The organism is Streptomyces sp. V4I8 (genome assembly GCF_041261225.1).
Taxonomy (GTDB): Bacteria; Actinomycetota; Actinomycetes; order Streptomycetales; family Streptomycetaceae; genus Streptomyces.
In genome coordinates, this window is the sequence record NZ_JBGCCN010000006.1 from 1 (window position 1) to 19596 (window position 19596).

Annotated in this window: 19 protein-coding genes and 4 pseudogenes; 12 read left to right on the forward strand and 11 right to left on the reverse strand. The window is 69.3% G+C overall.

Annotation, left to right across the window (positions count from 1 at the left end; genetic code table 11):
* Positions 1 to 234 (forward strand): annotated as a pseudogene (locus ABIE67_RS50675) (hypothetical protein); the annotation flags it as partial.
* Positions 235 to 256: 22 nt separating this feature from the next.
* Entirely contained in the window at positions 257 to 388 is a 132-nt protein-coding gene (locus tag ABIE67_RS50680) for a hypothetical protein (RefSeq protein ID WP_370271281.1), read from the forward strand.
* A gap of 23 nt (positions 389 to 411) precedes the next feature.
* Here the strand turns inward: ABIE67_RS50680 and ABIE67_RS50685 are convergent.
* Positions 412 to 882, reverse strand: a pseudogene (locus ABIE67_RS50685) (recombinase family protein); the annotation flags it as partial.
* On the opposite strand from ABIE67_RS50685, the gene ABIE67_RS50690 reads away from it, so the two are divergent.
* Together ABIE67_RS50690 and ABIE67_RS50695 are read left to right on the forward strand one after the other, a co-directional pair.
* Positions 810 to 1025 (forward strand): recombinase family protein, encoded by a 216-nt coding sequence (locus tag ABIE67_RS50690; RefSeq protein WP_370271239.1) that lies wholly within the window; start codon positions 810 to 812, stop codon positions 1023 to 1025. The pseudogene ABIE67_RS50685 and the gene ABIE67_RS50690 sit on opposite strands and share 73 nt — an antisense overlap.
* A gap of 53 nt (positions 1026 to 1078) precedes the next feature.
* Positions 1079 to 1960: an IS5 family transposase gene (locus ABIE67_RS50695; protein ID WP_370271240.1), complete on the forward strand. Its 882-nt coding sequence runs from the start codon at positions 1079 to 1081 to the stop codon at positions 1958 to 1960.
* 616 nt (positions 1961 to 2576) lie between these two features.
* Here the strand turns inward: ABIE67_RS50695 and ABIE67_RS50700 are convergent.
* Entirely contained in the window at positions 2577 to 3305 is a 729-nt protein-coding gene (locus tag ABIE67_RS50700; protein ID WP_370271241.1) for a hypothetical protein, read from the reverse strand.
* Between the two features lie 718 nt (positions 3306 to 4023).
* Between ABIE67_RS50700 and ABIE67_RS50705 the strand changes: the two genes are divergently transcribed.
* The gene (locus tag ABIE67_RS50705) at positions 4024 to 4770 is read left to right on the forward strand and encodes a hypothetical protein (protein WP_370271242.1); all 747 of its coding nucleotides are present in this window, start codon (positions 4024 to 4026) and stop codon (positions 4768 to 4770) included.
* A gap of 90 nt (positions 4771 to 4860) precedes the next feature.
* On the opposite strand, the pseudogene ABIE67_RS50710 reads toward ABIE67_RS50705, so the two are convergent.
* From ABIE67_RS50710 to ABIE67_RS50735, 6 genes and pseudogenes are all read right to left on the reverse strand, one after another.
* Positions 4861 to 5699: pseudogene (locus tag ABIE67_RS50710) on the reverse strand (IS5 family transposase).
* A gap of 53 nt (positions 5700 to 5752) precedes the next feature.
* Positions 5753 to 5956 (reverse strand): hypothetical protein, encoded by a 204-nt coding sequence (locus ABIE67_RS50715; protein WP_370271243.1) that lies wholly within the window; start codon positions 5954 to 5956, stop codon positions 5753 to 5755.
* Between the two features lie 168 nt (positions 5957 to 6124).
* Positions 6125 to 6475: a hypothetical protein gene (locus ABIE67_RS50720; protein ID WP_370271244.1), complete on the reverse strand. Its 351-nt coding sequence runs from the start codon at positions 6473 to 6475 to the stop codon at positions 6125 to 6127.
* A gap of 576 nt (positions 6476 to 7051) precedes the next feature.
* Positions 7052 to 7288 (reverse strand): annotated as a pseudogene (locus ABIE67_RS50725) (PIN domain-containing protein); the annotation flags it as partial.
* Positions 7289 to 7918: 630 nt separating this feature from the next.
* Positions 7919 to 8521 (reverse strand): STAS domain-containing protein, encoded by a 603-nt coding sequence (locus ABIE67_RS50730; RefSeq protein WP_370271245.1) that lies wholly within the window; start codon positions 8519 to 8521, stop codon positions 7919 to 7921.
* Between the two features lie 82 nt (positions 8522 to 8603).
* Complete coding sequence (locus tag ABIE67_RS50735) at positions 8604 to 8978, reverse strand: ATP-binding protein (protein ID WP_370271246.1); 375 nt, start codon at positions 8976 to 8978, stop codon at positions 8604 to 8606.
* A 1320-nt stretch (positions 8979 to 10298) separates the two neighbouring features.
* Here ABIE67_RS50735 and ABIE67_RS50740 point away from each other — a divergent pair.
* From ABIE67_RS50740 to ABIE67_RS50750, 3 genes are all read left to right on the forward strand, one after another.
* Positions 10299 to 11597: a hypothetical protein gene (locus ABIE67_RS50740; RefSeq protein ID WP_370271247.1), complete on the forward strand. Its 1299-nt coding sequence runs from the start codon at positions 10299 to 10301 to the stop codon at positions 11595 to 11597.
* Positions 11598 to 11955: 358 nt separating this feature from the next.
* Positions 11956 to 12786, forward strand: coding sequence for a 3'-5' exonuclease (locus ABIE67_RS50745; protein ID WP_370271280.1), 831 nt, complete (start codon positions 11956 to 11958; stop codon positions 12784 to 12786).
* Positions 12787 to 12897: 111 nt separating this feature from the next.
* Positions 12898 to 13794 (forward strand): recombinase family protein, encoded by an 897-nt coding sequence (locus ABIE67_RS50750; protein ID WP_370271248.1) that lies wholly within the window; start codon positions 12898 to 12900, stop codon positions 13792 to 13794.
* Positions 13795 to 13897: 103 nt separating this feature from the next.
* Here the strand turns inward: ABIE67_RS50750 and ABIE67_RS50755 are convergent, their stop codons facing one another.
* Together ABIE67_RS50755 and ABIE67_RS50760 are read right to left on the reverse strand one after the other, a co-directional pair.
* Positions 13898 to 14320 (reverse strand): type II toxin-antitoxin system VapC family toxin, encoded by a 423-nt coding sequence (locus tag ABIE67_RS50755; RefSeq protein ID WP_370271249.1) that lies wholly within the window; start codon positions 14318 to 14320, stop codon positions 13898 to 13900.
* Between the two features lie 13 nt (positions 14321 to 14333).
* The gene (locus ABIE67_RS50760; protein ID WP_370271250.1) at positions 14334 to 14537 is read right to left on the reverse strand and encodes a hypothetical protein; all 204 of its coding nucleotides are present in this window, start codon (positions 14535 to 14537) and stop codon (positions 14334 to 14336) included.
* Positions 14538 to 15154: 617 nt separating this feature from the next.
* Here ABIE67_RS50760 and ABIE67_RS50765 point away from each other — a divergent pair.
* The gene (locus ABIE67_RS50765; RefSeq protein WP_370271251.1) at positions 15155 to 16294 is read left to right on the forward strand and encodes a hypothetical protein; all 1140 of its coding nucleotides are present in this window, start codon (positions 15155 to 15157) and stop codon (positions 16292 to 16294) included.
* A gap of 570 nt (positions 16295 to 16864) precedes the next feature.
* Here the strand turns inward: ABIE67_RS50765 and ABIE67_RS50770 are convergent.
* Positions 16865 to 17521: a hypothetical protein gene (locus tag ABIE67_RS50770; protein ID WP_370271252.1), complete on the reverse strand. Its 657-nt coding sequence runs from the start codon at positions 17519 to 17521 to the stop codon at positions 16865 to 16867.
* Between the two features lie 229 nt (positions 17522 to 17750).
* Here ABIE67_RS50770 and ABIE67_RS50775 point away from each other — a divergent pair, with 229 nt between their 5' ends.
* The 3 genes from ABIE67_RS50775 to ABIE67_RS50785 all read left to right on the forward strand — a co-directional run bounded on the left by ABIE67_RS50775 (position 17751) and on the right by ABIE67_RS50785 (position 19477).
* On the forward strand, positions 17751 to 18074 hold the full coding sequence (locus ABIE67_RS50775) for a hypothetical protein (protein ID WP_370271253.1): 324 nt from the start codon (positions 17751 to 17753) through the stop codon (positions 18072 to 18074).
* Between the two features lie 114 nt (positions 18075 to 18188).
* Positions 18189 to 18968, forward strand: a complete 780-nt coding sequence (locus ABIE67_RS50780) for a hypothetical protein (protein ID WP_370271254.1) — start codon at positions 18189 to 18191, stop codon at positions 18966 to 18968.
* Positions 18965 to 19477 (forward strand): hypothetical protein, encoded by a 513-nt coding sequence (locus ABIE67_RS50785; RefSeq protein WP_370271255.1) that lies wholly within the window; start codon positions 18965 to 18967, stop codon positions 19475 to 19477. Before ABIE67_RS50780 ends, ABIE67_RS50785 begins: the two co-directional genes overlap by 4 nt.
* Positions 19478 to 19596: the final 119 nt, after the last annotated feature.

Here is a 19596-nt window from a genome sequence, read left to right on the forward strand (position 1 = left end):
ACAGTCCGCAGTTACACCGGCGACACGGCCACCGTGGATGTGTGGTCGTCCACCCTGTTCGGCCTGACGGCCAAGAACGCCTCGGACCCGATCCCGGTCAAGACCGGATGGATCACCATGTCACTGACCCTGCGCTGGACAACCCAGGGTTGGCGGCTGACCGAGTTCACGCAGCAGGACGGACCCGAACCCACCGACGCCGACGTTGTTTTCGGGAAGGCCCCGCAGCTGTAGCGCCACCCCTACGATGATCAGCGTGAACGCCCGCCGCTCCCTTGGCACCGGCCCCCAGGCTTCCGCGCACGGCATCCGCGCCGCCCAGGCCGACCTGCTCGACGCCCTTCCCGGCGTCCACCTCCCTGACTCGGCCTTCTCGCGTCGTCCGTGACGGAGTCGGGCGGCGATCATCGACCGCTCCAACTGGGCAAAGACGCCCATCATCTGGCGCATGGCGGTGCGCATCGGGTCGTCCGGGTCGTCCGGGTGGACTTCCCCAGAGTCCGCGGTGAAGGCGCGTCCGCCGTGCTTCCAGATCTGAGCCAGGATGGCCTCCTGGACGACGAGGGTGCGGGCGAATCTGTCGAGGTTCGGGGCGATGATGCCGTCCGCGGTGCCGTCCTCGATCTCGGTCAGTGCGTCGGCGAGTCCGGGGCGTTCGGCGCTCTCCAAAGTTCCGGAGCGTCCTTCGTCGCGATAGATGGTGCGCCCAAGCCGGTGGCCGGCTTCGCGGCACCATCGGCGGACGTGCTTAACAGGGCGGATACGCCTACGGCGCCCCGCCGTATGGCTGGCGGGCCCACCAGAAGGAATTGGCCGAAGAGGAAGCAGAGCAGGCCGGCCGCGCCCGAGCTCGCCAGCTCCGCGACGAGGACGAACTGTCATTCCGCGAGATTGCCACCGTGCTGGAGGCAGAAGGCATCCGGCCCAAACGCGGGGAGCGCTGGCACCCCGAGACCGTCCGCCGGATGCTCGCCAACTCGACCGACAAGCCGCCGACTCTGTACCCCAGGCAGCGCAGCGTCTAGGGCCTGTCCGATGGGTCGCGTGACCAGCCAGCAAGCAGATCGTTCCGGTCAGTGTGGGGCGGGGTGATCTGTCGGATCAGGAGTGGGCTCGGCTGGAGTCGCACTTGCCGAAGAACGCGGGGCGAGGCGGGCGTTGGAAGAGCCATCGCAGGGTGATCAACGGCATTCTCTTCCGGCAGCGGACTGGTATCCCGTGGCGTGATCTGCCGGCACGGTTCGGGAAGTGGAAGACCGTGCATGACAGGCATCGCAGGTGGTCGGCGGACGGCACGTGGGAAAGGATCCTGCGGGCCGTCCAGGCCGATGCCGATATGGAAGGCCGGATCGACTGGAGCATGGTCAGCGTGGACTCGACCTCCTGCCGCGCCCACCAGCACGCGGCGGGCGCTCGTACCGACGCGCCACGTATCCCTGGACGACGCAGCCGACCTGTTCAGCATCGTTCGGATGAGGCCCTGGGACGTTCCCGTGGCGGGCTGACGTGCAAGATCCATCTGGCCGGTGAGGGCGGCCGACGTCCGCTCGCGTTCGTCATCACACCAGGCCAGTGGGGCGATGCCCCGCAACTGATCCCGGTCCTCGAACGCATCCGTGTCCCGCGCCCGGGCGGCGGCCATCCGCGCACGCGCCCCGATCACCTGGGTGGCGACAAAGCGTACTCGTCCCGCCGGAATCGCCGCTATCTGCGGCGTCGGCAGATCAAGCACACCATCCCCGAGCGCAAGGACCAGCGGGCCAACCGCCGGCGCCGCGGCAGCGCGGGCGGCCGCCCCACCGGCTTCGACAAGACGATCTACAAGCGCCGCAACGAAGTCGAGCGAACGATCAACGCCCTCAAGGGCTTCCGCGCCGTAGCCACCCCATTCGACAAGAGGGCGTACATCTTCCACGGCACTGTGACCGTCGCTGTCATTCGCCTCTGGCTCCGCTCATGACCCGCCGGACAGTCCTAAGGAGTCCCATGACGATGTTGGCTTCGGTGCCTGTCCTGCACGGGTTCGCCTGAGAATGTCGATCGAGGCGAACTGCCCCAATATCGGCATGATTTCAAGGCCATGTGCGGCGGATCGAGTCACGAGGCCGGGTAGCAGATCCTTCCGTCCCGTGTGAGGCGCGTCTTACGGTCGCGGAGTGGGCTCGGCTGAAGCTACACCTTTTCCATAATGCTCTGCGCTGCGTCACCGCCGGGGCAGGGTGCCGGAGGCGGGTTGGCCCCGGTGCCCGCTCAAACGCCAGGGTCCTACTCCGGAGTAGGAGTAGGACCTCGCTCAATGACGTCGAGCCGTCACGGCATGCCCAAGCCACTCACACCGGCACGCCCAGACCATGCAAGAGGGCCAGAACCTGCGGCGCAATGCCGGCCACTGCGCCAGTTACGATGCCGATCACGCTATCGACCATGCCGCCAACGATGGGCAGACCCATGAACGCTCCTTGAGGTTGGTAACTCCTATCGTCCTCAAGGCACTTTCACTGCCATGGCGGTGCGGCTGCGAGCTCACCCGCACGAGGGACACGCTGCTGTACCCGGTGGAGCTGGGGTTGGTTGTTTCAGCAGGTGCCGCTGCCGGTGCCGGGGGTGCCGTGTGCGCCGTTGCCGACGCCGCCGAGCCCGCCGTTGCCGCCGTTGCCGCAGTGTCCGATCATGCCGTTGCCGGTGGCCGCCCCGCCGTTGCCGCCCGCTCCGCCGGCACCGCCTGTGCCAGTTGTGCCGCTGTTGCCGCCGTTGCCGCCTGTTCCGCCGGCCCCGCCGTTGTTGTTGCTGCCGGTCGCCGCACCGCCGGCCCCGCCGTGACCACCGGCCCCGCCAGTGCTGACGGTGGAGTTGCCGCCGAGTCCGCCGACGCCACCCATGGCGCCGGCGCTGCCGGAGGAACTCCCGGCCCCGCCGGCTCCGCCGATGCCCCCGGCACCGCCAGCCCCGCCGTCCGGGCCGGAGTTGCCGCCGTTGCCACCGGCTCCACCGAAGCCTGTCGTGCCCGCGCCGCCGACCCCACCGTTGCCGCCGGCACCGCCTGCTCCGCCGCCCCATCCAGCTCCGCCGTTGCCGCCCTTCCCGCCGGCGCAACCGGGGGCGCCGTTGCCACCGTCGGTACCGGGCCAGCCGGCCGGGTGAGTGGGCGTGCCATCAGCGCCGTTGAGGCCGTTGGTGCCGGAGCAGGCGGCGACCGCCGGGGCCGCGCCCGCAGCCAGGGCCGCGGAGGGCACCGCGGTGAGCATCACCGCGGTGACGAGGGCGCGCATAACCAGAAGGGCGGTAGGCAGTCGTTTTCCAGTCATGACGCAATCTCCTTGAAGGAGGCGGGAGTCGGGCTCGCGAACACCCTTGGGAACGCAGTTAGTTGACGCTCCCCGGATGGCCGGTAACTCAGCCGCTATTTTCCCGCACCGCCCGTCAGCCGGGCAGCGGGGAGAAGTGTGCGCATCGTCCCGACCAGGGGCCGTTGGGTTTTCACGTCACCCCATTCCGGATCATCTGACGCTAACGCGAGTGCGATGGATAATCTAGATGTCAGAGCTTTTGGGGTGTAAGTCTTTTTATCTTCTTATGGGGTGCCCGTTTCGGTGGTGACGAAGGAGACAGGGCCTTGCGTGAGGCTGCGTCAGGGAGGGGATTTTGTCACGCACTCAGACGCGAGGTGCCGTTGAGTTGCCGTCGATGCGGGTGCTGGCACCTGGGGGCGGGTGCACTGTGTGGCCAGGCGTGACTAGCCGCGGGTCAGGGCGGACGGGGTTATGGGCCGGAAGTGGGTGTGGGCTGGCGGTAGCCCGGACCGTAGGCGAACGAGTGCCCGTGCTCATGCTGCGCGATCGGTCTGGAATTCGAGAGCGAGGGGCTGAGAATCCTTCCAACGGCTGACCATTACTACGTATTTCCGCATGAAGGGAAAGGCTTCCCTGCGTATCCCCCTACAGCTGAGAGGGTACGTCTGAGCTCGCTGCGCATTGGCGCAGTGCCCGCATCAGCGAGGCAGCCGAGCTACTTCCAGGGGGTTCCATGAGATTTCGTCGTGCCCTTCTCGCCCTTGCCGGGGCCGCTGTTCTGGCCACCGGCACGACCGCCCTCCTGCCCGCGACCGCCCAGGCCCGGATGATGGCCGTCGCCTGCGACGAGGCATCACTGATCACCGCAGTGAACGCGGCCAACGCCGCCGGCGGCGGGACCGTAACCCTCACCCCGGGCTGTACGTACACCCTCACCGCCGCCCAGGGCAACGACGGCGTCAACGGCCCCACCGGGCTGCCGATCATCACCACGCCCATCACCTTCGAGGGCAACGCCAACACCATCACCCGCGCCGGGGCGTCCGCGTTCCGCATCGCCCAGGTCAGCACCACCGGCGGGCTCACCCTCAAGGCAGTCACCCTCAGCGGTGGTCACGCGGCCACGAACGGCGGCGGCATCCTCAACTTCGGCGCGGTCACCCTCACCGGCAGCGAGCTGTCCAACAACGCCGCCGACGGTACCGGCGGCGGCATCTACAGCACTGGCGGTGCGGCAGCGGCGACGTTCACCAGCAGCAACGTCAAGAACAACACCGCTCACCAGGCTGCCGGTATCGCCAGCGTCAACGGAACCCTCACCCTCACCAGCAGCGTGGTCAGCGGCAACGCCGCCGCCATCAATCCCGGCGGCATCTACTACGTCGCCGGCACCGCGACGCTCAACACCTCCTCGGTGACCGCCAACACCCCCACCAACTGCACCGGCAGCCCCTCTCCCGTCCCCGGTTGCATCGGGTAACACCACCCCACCACGAGAGCGATAATCAGACTGGGCCGCCGGCCGTCGATGCGGGCGGCTCAGTCGCCGCGCTAAGGGCTGTCCGGCGGGTCACGAGCGGAGCCAGAGCCGGACGGCGGCCACGGGTACGGTGCCGTGAAAGACGTAAGCCCGCTTGTCGAAGCAGGTCGCTACGGCGCGGAAGCCCTTGAGCTGGTTGACCGTCGCTTGACCTCGTTCCTTCGGGCATAGCGTGACTTGTCGAAGCTGCTGGGCCGACTGCCTTGGCTGCGACGTCGTAGGCGGTTCGCCTGCTGGTCCCCGCGTTCGGGAATGGTGTGCCTGATCTGCCATCGCCGCAGGTAACGGCGGTTCCGGCGGGAGCTCTACGCTTTGTCGCCGCACAGGTGATCCGGGCGGGTCCGTGGATGTCCGCCCGTCGCGCGTGGGACACGGATACGGTCCAGGACCGGCATCAACTGCTGCGCGTCACCTCACTGTCCGGGCGTAATCAGGATGGCCAACGGGCGGCACCCGCTTCACTCGACAGGTGGATTTTGGTGGAGAACCCGCCGTATGAGCGGCCCACCGCCTCGTCAAACCGACGCTTAGCGGGCCGGCCGCGTCGCCCGGATATCCGGCCCGACTGGTGACGGTCCCCGGCTGCGTGCTGGTGAGCACGGCACACCGCGGAGTTCACGCTCACAACGCCCCAGTCAATCAGTCCCTCCGCATCGGCGTCAGCCTGAACGGCCCGCAGGATCCGATCCCACGTGCATCCGCCGACCACCACCTGTGACGGTCATGCACCGTCTCATTTCCCGCTGGCGGAAGAGTATGCCGTTGATGACCAAGCGGTGATCTTTCCAGCGCCCGCCTCGTCCCACGTTCTTCGGGAGGCGCGGCTCCAGCCGAGCCCACTCCGCGTCCGAAAGATCACCCAGCCCCACGCTGAGCGGAACGATCCGCCGGTAGGCACGTCACCCGACCCGTCGGACAGGCCCTAGGAGTCCTGTTGCTCGTGCAGTACGACGTCCAGTACGTCAGCGACCACACGATGGATTGCCCCATCCATGGTCGCCACCAGGGCCTCAAAAGAGCTGTCCGCCGAGTCGTGGGCAGTGAACGACTCTCGCTCCTTCTCTCTGGCGTAGTCGCGAGCCTCACGAACGCGGTCGAGGAGCTGGGCTGCACTGACTTGGTCCATGCTCCCATCGTGGATCGCCAGCGGGGACAGCCAGACGAGACACGCCCTTGTTGAACACCGTGTCACCTTCCGCTCGACAGTCGGCCCGCCCAAACGCCGTTGTGCAACAACCGATCGGTTGTTGGACGCACTGCTCGGGGTGACTTCCCCGAGCAGCCGGACCGCGAGCTACTTCGGGTACTCGGTTCGAAGTCGCGTGTGTAATTCACGCACGTCGTCGGCCGAGAACAGCGTCACTTCCACCCCCTCCTCTTGGTCGACGGTGATCCCCCAGTTGCGTGGTGAGTTCCGCTCCACCGCGATCGGCGGCTGAGTCATCCACCTGATGTCGATTCCTGTGCGGATGACTACGCCGACGAGGGTCTGGTGCACGATGAAGCCGCCGCCGCCGCCAGGCCCCATGAGCAGGTCGGCTAGAGCCTCAGTGGCGTTGTCCCCGCGCACGCCCGTGACGGACAGGTCGCACGACCCGCTTCCTCTTGGGGCGTTGATCGTTGCGGCCATGTAGGTGGAGTCCACTGCCCGCAGCCATGGCGGGGTCGTCCAACCAAATGTCATGCGGCAATCCTGCCCATCCCCCTCACGGGAGCAGCGACGCCTTTCAGCCGCTTCTCAACAACCGGCCGGCGAGCAGGTGACCGCGCGCAACCGGCATGGCTGCTCAACGAGGTCAAGGCTCGGGGCCCGGTCGTACGATGACCAACGTGACTACCCGCCGCTCGCTCGGCGCTGGCCCCGAGGCTTCTGCCCAGGGCATCCGCGCATCCCAGGCCGATCTTCTCGACTCGCTGCCGGGCATCCGTCTGCCGGACCTCGGCGAGTTGCGGGCCCGCGGCGTGGTCGGCGGTCGGCCTCCCGCTCCGCCAACCGCTCGGCGCAGCCTCGGTGCTGGGCGAAGGGACGATCCCTCATCTGAGGCTCCGACCGACATGTAGACGGCCGGGAAGGCCGGCGCCCGCTCGGCCCCGGCCTGGGCGCCGACTTCTAGTTTCGGGCCCTCATGTGAGGGCCGATTTCTGGAACTTCCGCAGGCCAGAGTCAGCAACAGGGCGGCTGACTGTTACCGCGCCGTAGTGAAGGCGCTGGCCGACAGCGTCACGGGTACAGATCGAACGCGGGGGTGTGCCGGGGCTGGACGACGGTGAAGTGACGCCGGTCGACCGTCGCCACCCGGGGAGTGTCGTACCGCTCGGCGAGCGCGACGACGCAGGCGTCCGTGCCGCCGAGCGGCAGGCTCTCGTACTGCAGGACCAGCTCACTCATCCGTGCCAGGTCCGAGGGGCTGACGTTGACGACCCGCCCGTACAGGCCCTGGCCCAGGTCCGCCAGGAACGCTGCCTCGGCTCGGGTGCCGACGTGAAGCCGCCATCACCTCCTTTGCCGAAGTCCTGGCGGCAGAGACCCGAGGCACCGGTCTGCGCGTGCTATGCGTCTGCCCACAAATGGTGGAGACTCCGATGGCCGAACGATTTCGCCGAACCCACCCAGAGATCGTTGGAACACGCCCAGGGATCTCCCCCGAAACGGTGTGCGACGCCATCGAGGCAACTCTCCGCTCCGGCCAGCTCTACTGCTTTCCCGGGCGCGGTACAGCAACCTTGCGGCGTATCCGAGGTCTCGCCCCCACGCTTCTCAGCGGGCTAATCCACCGTAAGCTCCTTGGACCCGTCGCCCCTCGAGGCACCCAGTGCTGATGCGTTCCCGGCTGGCCAGATCGAGTGCGTAGTCGGATCGTGACAGGTAGTGGCCTGCGGCAGCGACGGTGTCCATCCAGCCGGGGTAGTTCACCGGCGACCCGTACACAGACGGGTTGACTACGGTCGTTTCATAGGTGACCGGTATCTTGAGCCGCCCGGAGGAGGGCGTCTTTGATGTTCAGCAAGGTCGCTCTCCTCCGGGCGGCTCAAGATAATCACCATCCTGGCCGGGGGCCGGGGTTGTGGCGGGGGCGACGACGGTGGGTCAGGGGTGTGGAGGGCCGGGGTCGGCGAGCAGGATGGCGCGGGTTCCGGTCAGTTCGAGGACTCGTGTTACGGCGGGGGAGGGGTGCACGATGCGGAGGCTTCCCCCTGCGGCCTGTGCGTGGCGGTGGTGGGTGAGCAGGAGTGCGAGGCCGGTGGAGTCCATGAAGGAGAGCTGGGCCAGGTCGAGTTCGCAGTGGCGTGGTTCCAGCGGGGTAAGGACTGCAGCGAGTTGGGATGCGGTACCCATGTCGAGTTCGCCTGTGGTGAGTACCAGGACCACATAGGCAACGTCGATTACTTCAATGGTCAGTGGTGGTGGGGCTGTACCCAAAGAACACGCCTCGCTTCGTACGGCCCGGGCGCCCGGGGCCAGGACATCCGGGACCTCCCGCGCGCACTGCTCCCGCTCCTTATGTCCCTGTAGGCGGGGCGCTGTCGCGCTGGTCGGCACGGTAGCGAGGCCGCACTGGCTGCGCGGTTCTCCTTGGACGCCGGTCACCCGTAACAGTGAAGCGGGAGTTTGGTACTGCAGCGGTTGGGGATTCCGTGGCGGGTTGCTGGCGGAGTGACCGAAGCGACTGGAGGTTCGGTACGTGGACACCGTTCGGTGTGTCGGCGGCGGGTGAACTGTGACCCAGTTTGGGCGGGTGAATAGTGACCCAGGTGTCTTCTGTTGTGTGTGTTCAGTCGTCTTGGTTGTCGGTGGGGATGCGTCCGAGTTCGCGGCCGCGCATGCGATACGAATCGCCCTTGAACGAGTGGACCTCGGCGTGGTGGACGAGGCGGTCGATCATGGCGGCGGCCACGGTCTCGTCGCCGAAGACCTCTCCCCAGCGTCCGAAGGGCTTGTTGCTGGTGACGATCACGGACGCGCGTTCGTATCTGTTCGAGATGAGTTGGAAGAACAGGTTCGCGGCTTCGGCCTCGAAGGGGATGTAGCCGACCTCGTCCACCACGATCAGCGGGTAGCGGCCCAGTCTGGTGAGCTCGTCGGCCAGACGTGGTGCTGGACGGCAGATCTTCAGGGTCTCGGCACTGGTGTGGCTGACCGGCCGCACACCGTCCAGGGACTCACCTGTCAGGGCTCCTGGAGTCCCCTGGCCTTGTTGCTTGGGAGGACTTCAGGTTTCCGGCCTGGCCGCGTGACGGGGGATCCTTCAGGTCGTTTCTCACGTGGAGGCCCGGCCAAGTCACTTGGCATCGCTGCTGCCGAGGGGGTCTTCAGCTGCCGCATGCCGGTCCCTGTGCAGTGGCGGCAGCCCACAGACCCGCGTCCTTCTCCCGGTTGGGCGCGGGTCTCGTGCAGCCTGGGCCGGGAATACCACACGGGACAGCATGGACGCCGTGGGTTGGTGGCTGGTCGTGGCATCAGGTCCGCACGGGGGGTACGAGGCAGGGGGCCGCCGTGCGGACCTGATGCGTTCCGCGGGAATGGGCGCGGATACGCCGGATACGTGTCGTTCAACGAGCTTGCGTGAAACGGTTCTGGGCAGCCTGCCCCCGCCTCCGGGCCGCGGGGGGAGGGGCCGGGGCGGGGGCGCGGCGCCCCTGCCGGGAAGGGAGGCGCTCTGGGACCGGCTGCCGTCTGATCATCACCCGGTGTTCCCCGGCGGGGCGCTCTGACACGGGCGGATCACGGGGTTTGTCCTCTGTATGGTCCATTGCCGGTGGCGGCCGGTCAGGGTGCGGGGCGAGGTGGAGGTCTCGGCCGGCAGCTGCACCCGGGGGCGCAGGCAGCGCGGGGCGTGGCCCCGGGGAGGAGTTGGCTGCCGGCCGGCCCCTGGGGTCGTTTCCGCAGGTCGGCCTACGACGGTCGGGGCGTCACGTCCGATTCGCCCTGACTGGGCGGACGGACGGCCTCCCCAGCTGCGCGCGTGGCGCAACCGCTTCACCGTTGTCAGCCGCGATCGCCAACTGCGCTACGGCCGCGACGGCCGCTGGTATCCATACGGGAAACAGGACAGCGCCTGGTGGCCCATCGGCCCACCCGACCCTGACCCCGCCACGGCCCTCGCAGCGCTGCTGGCGCTCCCAGACCGCCCCTCCTCCTGGGGATGGCGTCCCGCGACGTGGTGTAGGGGATCAAGACACCGGAACCCGCAGGCCAGGGACATGGCTCAGCCCGTTCCCGTGTCCAACTCACCTCATCAGCACGCTTCTTGGGCTGCCGCCTCCGCATAGATCGCTATGAGCCTCGAACCGGAAGGCGTAGCGCTTGATCCCCTACACCACGTCGCGGGACACGACCCCTCCTTCTGGGACTCATCGGGGCGTGAGTGAGACTCGAGACTCGATGAGTCCCATGAGGTGAGAAGATCAGTCTGGATGGTTTCCGTCCATATCTGTTGAGGCCTGCCGTACGAGCGAGGTGAACCCCCATGGGATCGGTCCCCGCCCCCGGAAGCGACGGGGCGCCCCCGGACAGGCCGGACGATCGCGAGGCACGGCTGCTGGACTGGCTCGTGCCGGACGGGCAAGACGTCTCTTCGCTGTCGACAGCCGATGTCGAGCGTTTCTGCTGGTACGAACTCCCCCGCAAGTGGCACGCCGACCAGACCGAACAACAAGAACTCCTCCGCTCGCTGGCACGGCTGCTGACCTGGGCCGGACGCCCCCGGCCCGCAGCTGTATGCACCACGGAGACCACTGCGGGGGTCCTGCGCTCCTGGCGCAACTCCCCGCAGGAAGGCATCGCGGCCTGCCGCAAGGCCATGGCGGACTCACCCACCACCCCGCCCGACACCCCCGAACTGGCCTGGGGCGAGGTCATGGGAGCACACGAGTCTATTGCCCACGCAAACGCCTCGATCCGCCTCGAACGGGCTTTGGACGCAGGCGACCTCGACCATGCCGTGCGTGGCTTCCGGGCCGCCCGGATCCACCTGACCGAGCAGTGGCTGACCACACCTCATCCGGCGCACCATGGACGCCCTCCGCTCGATGCCATCCGCGCAGAACGACGTGATGTCTGGCAGACCGCGCCTCCGGCAGAACGACGGAACCTGCTCGCCCCTATCCTCCCCGCGCTCGACCGCCCCCTTCCGGCTCCCGCAGACACAGCCGAACCACTGTGCTGGCTGCTGCAGGCGATCGGTGACGGCGTGCCCCTCACCCAGGCCGGGTACCTGCCAAGCCGACTCGTCGCCGAGGCCTTCGCGCGTTACCCGCACTGGTACCCGATCGGGAAGGGCCCACGTTCCGAAGCCGACCTGTTCCAGCTCGCCAACCTGCACGAAATCGCCCGCCACTACAGACTGCTGACCAAACGCCACCGCACCGTAAAACTCAGCGCCGCGGGCCGTACCCACCTCACCGACCCCGAACTCCGCCAGAACACTGCCGTCCTCGCCTGGCTCGGCGCCGACCGGGCCCAGCACCAGACGGCGGAAGCCGCGGTCTGTGCCCTGTGGCCGGGCCCGCTGCCTCACGATGAACTCGAACACTCCGTTCACCACGTACTCGCCGCCTCCCTGCGCCATGCCGACGGAACCCCTATCACCCACGACGACACCCGGCGGCTCCTGTGGCCATGGCTGCACACCGGCCAGGAAATGGGCTACCTCCACCGTGAACGCAGCTCCGGACAACCGACCGCGCTCACTGGCACGGGACGCCCCGCGGCCCTCGCTCTCCTGCGCCGACTCGCACAAGTACCGCAACACCCGCAGTCCATGTGACCCGGACCTGAAGGAAGGCTTGTGGGCGGGGCCTGGGTCGCGGCCGGCGCCTGAAGCCGGTGCACGCCGGCGTAGGAGCGGCGGCTCTCCTCAACCGGCGTCTGGATCGAGGCACCCGCCTCGTACTACGCCTCAGCTCGGCGGCTACGCTGCCCGCGCTTGGGGCATGGATCAGCCGGGCCGGGGACTCGCGGAACATCAGCGGTTCCTCCCCAGGGGTAACAACGAGCGCGCCCTGATCGGGTGAAATGAGCGGCGGCGGCCGCTGTCCGTCTTGGCTCAACGCCCTTGCGGTGGCGGGCCGATACCGTGTGCGGACCACCTGGCAGTCGAGGAGAAGGGAGCGCCTGTGACCATCATGGACCCGGCCCAGTGGGAGGACCTGTTCACTCGGGACGTCGACGAGCAGCCGGTGCAGTTCGTGCGGCCCGCGGACACCGACCGCCCGACGTGGGTGGCGTACGAGGACGGAACGTACCTGGGGACGGTGAGCGCGGAGCCGGACGGCGGCCGACCACTGTGGCACGTGCAGAGCACCCGCGAGGCCCACCGCTACTTGGACGACGCGGTCCGCGCCCTGCGCCGACCGGCGTCCTGGCCCCGCGAACGCGAGCAGGTTTCCCGCTGGGCCCGCCGCCTGCTCTCCGACGAGACACTGACCGCTCTCGACGTGGAGACGACGGGACTGGAGAACGCGTTCGCGGTGCAGATCGCCGCCGCCGGGCGAGACGGCTCCGTACTCTTCAACGAGTACGTGCAACCGGACGCCGTCATCGAGCCGGCCGCTGTCGCGGTGCATGGGATCACCCTGGAGCAACTGGCGTCGGCCTCAGACTTCGGCCAGTTGCTGCCCGCGCTGACCGAGGTACTGCACGGGCGGACCGTGGTCGCGTACAACATGGACTTCGACCGCGGCGTCTTCGAGCGTGAGCTTGTTCGCCATCACGGCGATACCGCGGCGGCGGAAAAGTGGCTGGCCCGCTGCCGGTGGGAAGACGCGATGGTGCCGTACGCAGTGTGGCGCGGATTGTGGTCGGTCAAGCGCGGCACCTACCGCAACCAGCCGCTTGGTGGCCCACACGACGCGGTCGCCGACTGCAAGCATCTACTTGCGAAGATCGAACAGATGGCCACTGAGATGAGACTCCCGCTCACCGCTGGTGATCATCCAGTGTCTTGCGTTTCATAGGTGGTCCCTGTTGCAACACCGCGCCGCCGGGACGTCCGCGCAGGTCACCATGTTTCACGGGTCGTTTCCTTCCTCTTGACTCGTGAAACGCACTCCTGAAACGATCTGGGTGTGAAACCCGATCCGTACAAACTCGTCGAGGTCCACCCATGCCCGATGTCCACCTGCACCGCCCCGGCCGGCTCCCCGTGCCGGACCACCGCGGGCAAGGTCGCGCTCAAGTACCACACCGCCCGCTTCCAGCTCGTCCCCGCGCTCCGCTCCGAACTGCACGTCGCTACCCCGGCCGTTAGACATCCCGGCGCGCTCTGGAGCGCCCTGCCGGCCGTGAACCGCGCAGCGGTGCCGGCGGCGATGGACGTCCGCCTCGGCTACGCCCGCGTCTCGACCTGCACCCAGGAGATCCAGTCCCAGCTCGCCGCCCTCGAAGCCTCCGGGGTGCACCGGCTGTTCCACGAGCGCATCAGCACCCGCGTGCGCGAACGGCCGGAGATGAAGGCCGCCCTCGCCGCCGCCCGCGAGTACCGCTCGCTCGGCGCGAGGGTCACTCTCGTCGTGCATGAGATGAAACGCCTCGGCCGCGGCGCCCTGGAACTCCTCAAGGTCGCCGAGGAACTGCGCGATGCCGAGATCGAGCTGGAGTTCCTCACCGGCCCCCTGGCCGGTAGGCACGACCCCGCCGGACACGGCGCCGCCCTGTTCGCGTTCTTCGCCGCCATGGCCGAGTCGGAGCGCGACTACATCCGCGAGAAGACCCTCGAAGGCCAGGAGACCGCGCGCGCCAAGGGCAAGGCCATCGGCGGGGTCAAGGTCTCGGACGAGGACATGCTCGCCACGGCGCTCCGACTGCGCGACGAGGAACACCTGTCCTTGCGCGAGATCTCCTCCCGCTTGGTCATCCGCACAGGCAAGAAGCGTGGGCAACGCCCCGCTCCGGCCACCGTCATGCGGATGCTGCGCGAGCACGACGCGCAAGCCGCCGCGGCCTTGGATCCCGTCCAGCGATGACCCCGCTCTTCGATCCGAAGGTTACTGGCGGGTTACTTGTCACCTGGTTCGTCGCTCGTTAACGGCACCCCCCTTGGCCCGGGGAGCCTACCGGGGGCACGCATCACGCCGGGTAGAGGGTGAACGCCTCCCCGCGCCGCGTACGGACGACGGTGAAGTGCCGCCTGTCCAGCGTGGCGACGCGCAGTGTCTTGACCCGCTCAGCGACCGCGACGACCGAGGCGTCGGTGCCGCCGAGCGGCAGACTGGCGTACTGACGGACCAGGTCACCCATGCGCTGCAGGTCCTCCGGCACCAGGCCCGTGACCGTGCCGTACGCGCCGGCCGCCAGGTCGTCGAGGAATGTCCCTTCGGCAGGAGCGCCCCCGAACCGTTCGATGAGGTAGCAGGCTTCCGCCACCACGGTGGCGGGCACGACCAGGTCCCTGCGGGTCGGAAGTCCGTCGAACCAGGCCCGGCACGCGGCGTGCGCCGCGTCGCGTGGACTGACGAGAGCGACCAGCGGGCCCGTGTCTACGACGATCACCCGCCGGATTGTGTCACCGGCCGAAGCCCTCGGCGAGGTAGTCGTCAACGTGTGTGGACAGGTCCGCCGGCGCGTCGGTCAGCACACCGACCGAGGCCGGGTACGGCGGTTCGCCGGAGTCCCCGGGCGCGTACTGACGCAGCACGGCGGCCGCCTCGTCGAGCGACTCCGGCCGGAGCTGGTCGACCAAGCGGTACAGGTCATCGCGCGTCGTCATGCCCCCAGCGTACGCACTGGGCAGTGCGTTGGGGTGAAGTGCAGGTCAGAGCATGAGCGGCAACCCTGAGCGGTTTACATGGGCGGGTGCGCTCCCGACTGCAGCGGCTCCGTTGCGCGCGTCGCAGAGGGCCAGCGGGGAGGGCAGGGATGGCGAACCGAGGTCCCGGAGTGCCGTCGACCCCGCCGGAGTTGGGCCGCTCGCCGTACTCCCGCCGTCGCGCATGACGGGCGCGTGAGGAGACCGCGCCGTCCGGTCGTGGTTGCGGGGGAGCAGCAGCTGCCGCGATGTGGCCGGGTCCGTCGTGGGCGCTCCGCCGTGGTGGCCCCTCGTCCGGCGAACTCGTCGCGGGGGCGAGGACGCCGGCGCTTCCTGTTTTCCGCTCTCAGTTGAGGGCCCGTTTCTGGAACCACGCCAGGTCACCCGAGGCCAGGCCCGCCGCGGCGGCCGCCGACTCGCGGCGACCACCCCGCCGACCGGGTCACGGCGACCGGAGTCCCGATCTCCCCCCGCCATTTATTGCATTGTATCTCATTTCATCCTCTCGCAATGGAATGCGACGCGATGCAATGCAATGTGATACACTGAGGGTGTCGAGACGATGACGGGAGACCCGGATGAGCGAGCCCCAGACCATCGAGACCGAGGTACGGCCCACCTGCCAGTTCCCGGGGTGCGATAACCCGCCGGAGGTCAAGGACCCGAACACCCCGGGCCCGGCGCCGAAGTACTGCGAGCGGGAGGACCACACCGCGCTGACCGCGTTCCGGGCCAAGCGCCGCAAGACCGCTGAGACCGCCGGCCGTCCCGAGCCGGATGACTTGGACCGCCCCGTGTCGATGGCGGCCGCCACCGCCGTGGACCTCCGGGGCGAGGTCATCACGCAGATGCAGCGACTGACCGGCGACCTGGGGAGGTACGTCGAGCAGCTGGAGACCATCGCCGACCCCGAAGCCGCCGAGGCGCAGATGCACGCGGTCACCAACGACGCCACCGTGAGGATCTCGGAGGCCCAGCGCGAGGCGTCGACCGAGCGGGCCCGCCGCATCACCGCCGAGCAGGCGACGAAGGCAGCAGAGGGTGCGAAGGCGGCCGCCGAGGAGGCAGCCGAGCAGGCCGTGACCGAGCTGGACGACGCCCGGACCCGGTTCGAGGCCGAGGTGGCGCGCATCCGCGAGGAAGCGGCCCGCGAGGTCGAGGAGGCCCGCGCCGAGGTCGAGCGCGTGACCGAGGAGGCCCGCCAGCACCGCGAGCAGCTGGAGACCGACACCGCCGAGAAGATCCGGGAGGTGGAGGCGGCCGCCGCCGACCGCGTGGCCACCGCCGAGGCCACCGCCGGCCGGGCGCAGAACGAGGCCGAACGCCAGGTGACGGAGATGAAGGCGACCGTCGAGCGGGAGCAGAAGGCGGCCGCGCAGGTGAAGGCCGACGCTGTCCGGGAGGTCGAGGACGCGCGGACCAGCGTCCGCGAAGCCGAGGACCGCGTGCGCACGGCGGAGGAGAACGCCCGCCAGGCCGCGCGGGACGCCGAGGTACGGGTGGCCGCCGTGGAGAAGAGCGCCGCCCAGCTCCGGGACGAGCTGCACACCGAGCTGCAGCGGGCCCGGGACGACGCCGAGCGCGCCAGCGCCCGGGTGACCGCGCTGGAGACCCGCGTGGACGAGCTGCGGGACAAGCTGGACGAGGCCCGGGACAAGGTCCGTGAGGCGGAGGGCCGGGCCCGCACGGCAGAGGAGAACGCCCGAGGCAGGAAGTAGCAGGACTCCCCCGCCAGTCGCCAATTGGCGACTGGCCCCGCACAGCAGAACGGGCCCTCATCCGAGGGCCCGTTTCTATAATTTCCGCAGGTCAGGAGGGTAACAGTCGCAGCGGACTGTTACCCGTTCCGCGTGACAGAGCCCGCCGCCGACCAGCAGCCCGTGGCGGCCGCGCCGGGGTTGCTCTACGCCAAGAGACCTTCGAATCGAAGGTCTCTTTGACCTGCGTTACCGCGGAGGCTTTCGATCTCTGCCAGGTCGGAGGCACCTTGGAATCACAGGACATTCCAGACCTGACACACTCGGGCCATGACGAACTGCTCCTTCTGCAAGCGCGATTACGACGAGACCGATGCCACGGCTGTCGAGCGCCACACGGAGCCGGTCGCCTGCAACGCGCGCCGGACTTGTCGATGCCAGGGCAGGCCCGGTTGCTATCCGTGCGGTGACTCCTTCTGCTTCTGCTCTGAGCACTGATCCTGAGGGAACGTCAGCAAGAACTTTCACTGAAAGGAGATCCTTTTACCGCCGCCGCGGCGCCCGCGCCGCGATCAACAGCACGAAGGAGCGTCAGCAGGGAAGGCCGAGGTCGTCCAAGGAGGCGCCGCCCGCCCAGCGCTGCAGCTGGTGACCGTCGAGGAGGTGGACGCCGCCCTGGCGGGAGGCCCAGCGCACGTCCGCGCGGCTGAAGTTGCCGCGGTGGACGACGACCCGGACGAGGCGGTCGACCCCGGATCGGCCCGCCTCCCGCAGGGGCGCGGCGCCGGGCACGCCCTCGTCCTCGTCCGCCGTCGCCACCGGACGGAACGCGACGTCGAGTTCGAGGCCCCGGTGGTCCCGGGCGTACAGGCGGGGCTGGCCGTGCTCGGTCAGGTCGATGACGTGCCAGCCGTCGCGGCGCAGCATCCGCGCGGCCGCCACCACCAGGGCGGGGTCATCGAGCCGGGCGAGTTCGGCCGGAGTGTAGTGGCCACCGCGCCGGCGGACTATCGTCCGGCGCCAGCGCCAGCCCGCGGTCCCGGCGGCCGCCAGGCCGACGACGCCGAGCACCAGGCCGACCGCGCCGAACATGCGAGAGAGCCAGGCGAGCAGCAGGACGGGCGCCAGCACGGCCAGGCCGAGCCCGACGAACCCGGGCAGCACGTCCCAGAGTTCGGGACCGTACCGGCCCTGGGCGCGCAGTTCGGAGACTGCCCGCTGTCGCTGCGAGCGCCGGGACCCGGGCACCGGAGGCCGTCTCAGCCACAGAGGCACTGTCGGGCGTCTCCACCTCACCACCAGGGCCAACTCCCCATCACCACCCGTTCGTCCTCTCGAACTGGTAGAGATACCCGTTCCGTCCCGCGACCCGCCAGCCAGGGCGCGGTTCGGCCACCGAACTGGCCGAAGTCGTTGCACCGGAGCTGTGGCCGGGGTGTACTGCCAGCACGCCGTCCCGTACGCCGAGGAGGCAGTGGTGACCCCCGGATTCCTCCGGCGCCGGCGCGAGCGCCGGGCCGTCGAGCGAGGCGCCGCCCATCTGGACGCCCAGCTGCGGGAGTCGGCGGATATCGCGATCAGCGCCGCCCGCCGCGCGTTGTCCCGCCGGATGCCGGAGCTGTCCCTGGAAGACCAGGTGCGCGACCGCGAGCGGGTCGACGTCCAGGACGTGCTGGACACCGCGCACGAGCACTTCGGGCTGACCGCCGTCGACCGCGAGCGGGCCGCCGCATTCCTGCGGGCCCGGTACGAGTTGCGCACCGGAGCCATGGACCTGATCACCGACGCGTACGACGACTGACCGCGAGCCCTCCCACGGCCGCCGCTGGAACGCGAATTCCAGCGGCGGCCGCCGCCGTTCCAACCGTCGCCGAACCCTCCCGCGAAATAGCGTGTGCACGCTACGATTTGAGGCATGGCGACTCAGGAGGGGACCCGGATCATCGCCGCCCTGGAATCGACGTGGGCCGCGATCCAAAAGCACCACCCCGACGTTCCAGACGTCGTGATCGTGACTGGAACCGGGCAGAAGAAGCGCAGCCGCAACCGCCTGACGTTGGGCCACCACGCGGCGGACCGCTGGCTGGACGCGGCCGCCGCCGGGCGCAAGGCGGAGCTGTTCATCTCCGGCGAGGCCATCGACAAGGGCGGCGAGGCCATCGTGGAGACGATGCTGCACGAGTCGGCTCACGCGCTCGCCGCAGTGCGGGACATCCGGGACACCTCGTGTGCGGGGCGCTGGCATAACCGCAGGTACGCCGCCCTGGCCGAGGAGGTCGGGCTGCAGCCGCCGAAGAAGGCGAAGAAGGTCGTTGGCTTCTCGGAGTCCCTGATCACGCCCGCCACGGTCGGCCGGTACGCGTCCCAGATCCGGAAGTTGGACGCGGCCGCACTCGCGAGGATCGAGGCGCCCGCGGACGACGAGGGCAAGCAGGACCAGGACCAGCAGAGCCCGGAGAACCCCGGCCCGCGCGGCGGCCGCGGCCGGGCCGGGAAGCGCACGCCCGTGGAATGCGGCTGCACGCCGACCCCCCGCCGGATGCAGGTCACCCCGGCGTTCCTGGAAGAGGGTTCGGTGCTGTGCGGGAAGTGCGCACAGCCGTTCCAGCCCCGGGAGCCCGAGCTGGAATTGGTGCTGCAACTCGGTGAGGACGAGGCGCCGGCCGAGCCCGTCGCGGCCCGGGTCGAGCCGTGACCGCGCCGCCCGCGGTTCCCTGGCAGGCCCTGGCCGCCGACCTGGCGACCGTCGAGCGGTACGAGGCCCGGGTGTACCGCGGGCCCGGCCCCACGGACTGCCACTGGTGGCTCGGCGCCATCAGCGACTCCGGCCACGGCAAGCTCCGCGCGGGCAGCCGCCCGGCGGGCACCTCCCGCGTGGTCAGCGTCCACGTGCTCGGGTACGCGATCCACCACGGCGCCGCCGACCTCCAGCCGGGCGCGATCGTGCGACACAAGTGCGACGAAGCCAGCTGCCAGAACCCCGAGCACTGGCTGATCGGTGACCGCCTGCAGAACATCGTCGACTTCCAGGCCCGCCGCGGGCTGACCGGCCACGCGCTCGCAGACGTGCGCGGCGCAGCTGGCCGGGCCGTCGCCGTCCGGGACGCCATCCTGGCCGCCGCCCCCGGCAAGGAGCCCGCCGCCATCGCGGCCGCCATCGCCGCCGGCCACCCGTCCGGGGACCGCCAAGACACCCTCTGGTGACCGCCTCGTCCCAGGTTCCGCTTCCCTTGCGAGAGGCGCGGCGCCCTCTCGCGCTCTCCAGCCCGCCGGGGTCCCGTATCGAAGCGTGTGCACGCTAGACCGAACGGGCGCGGCGGGCC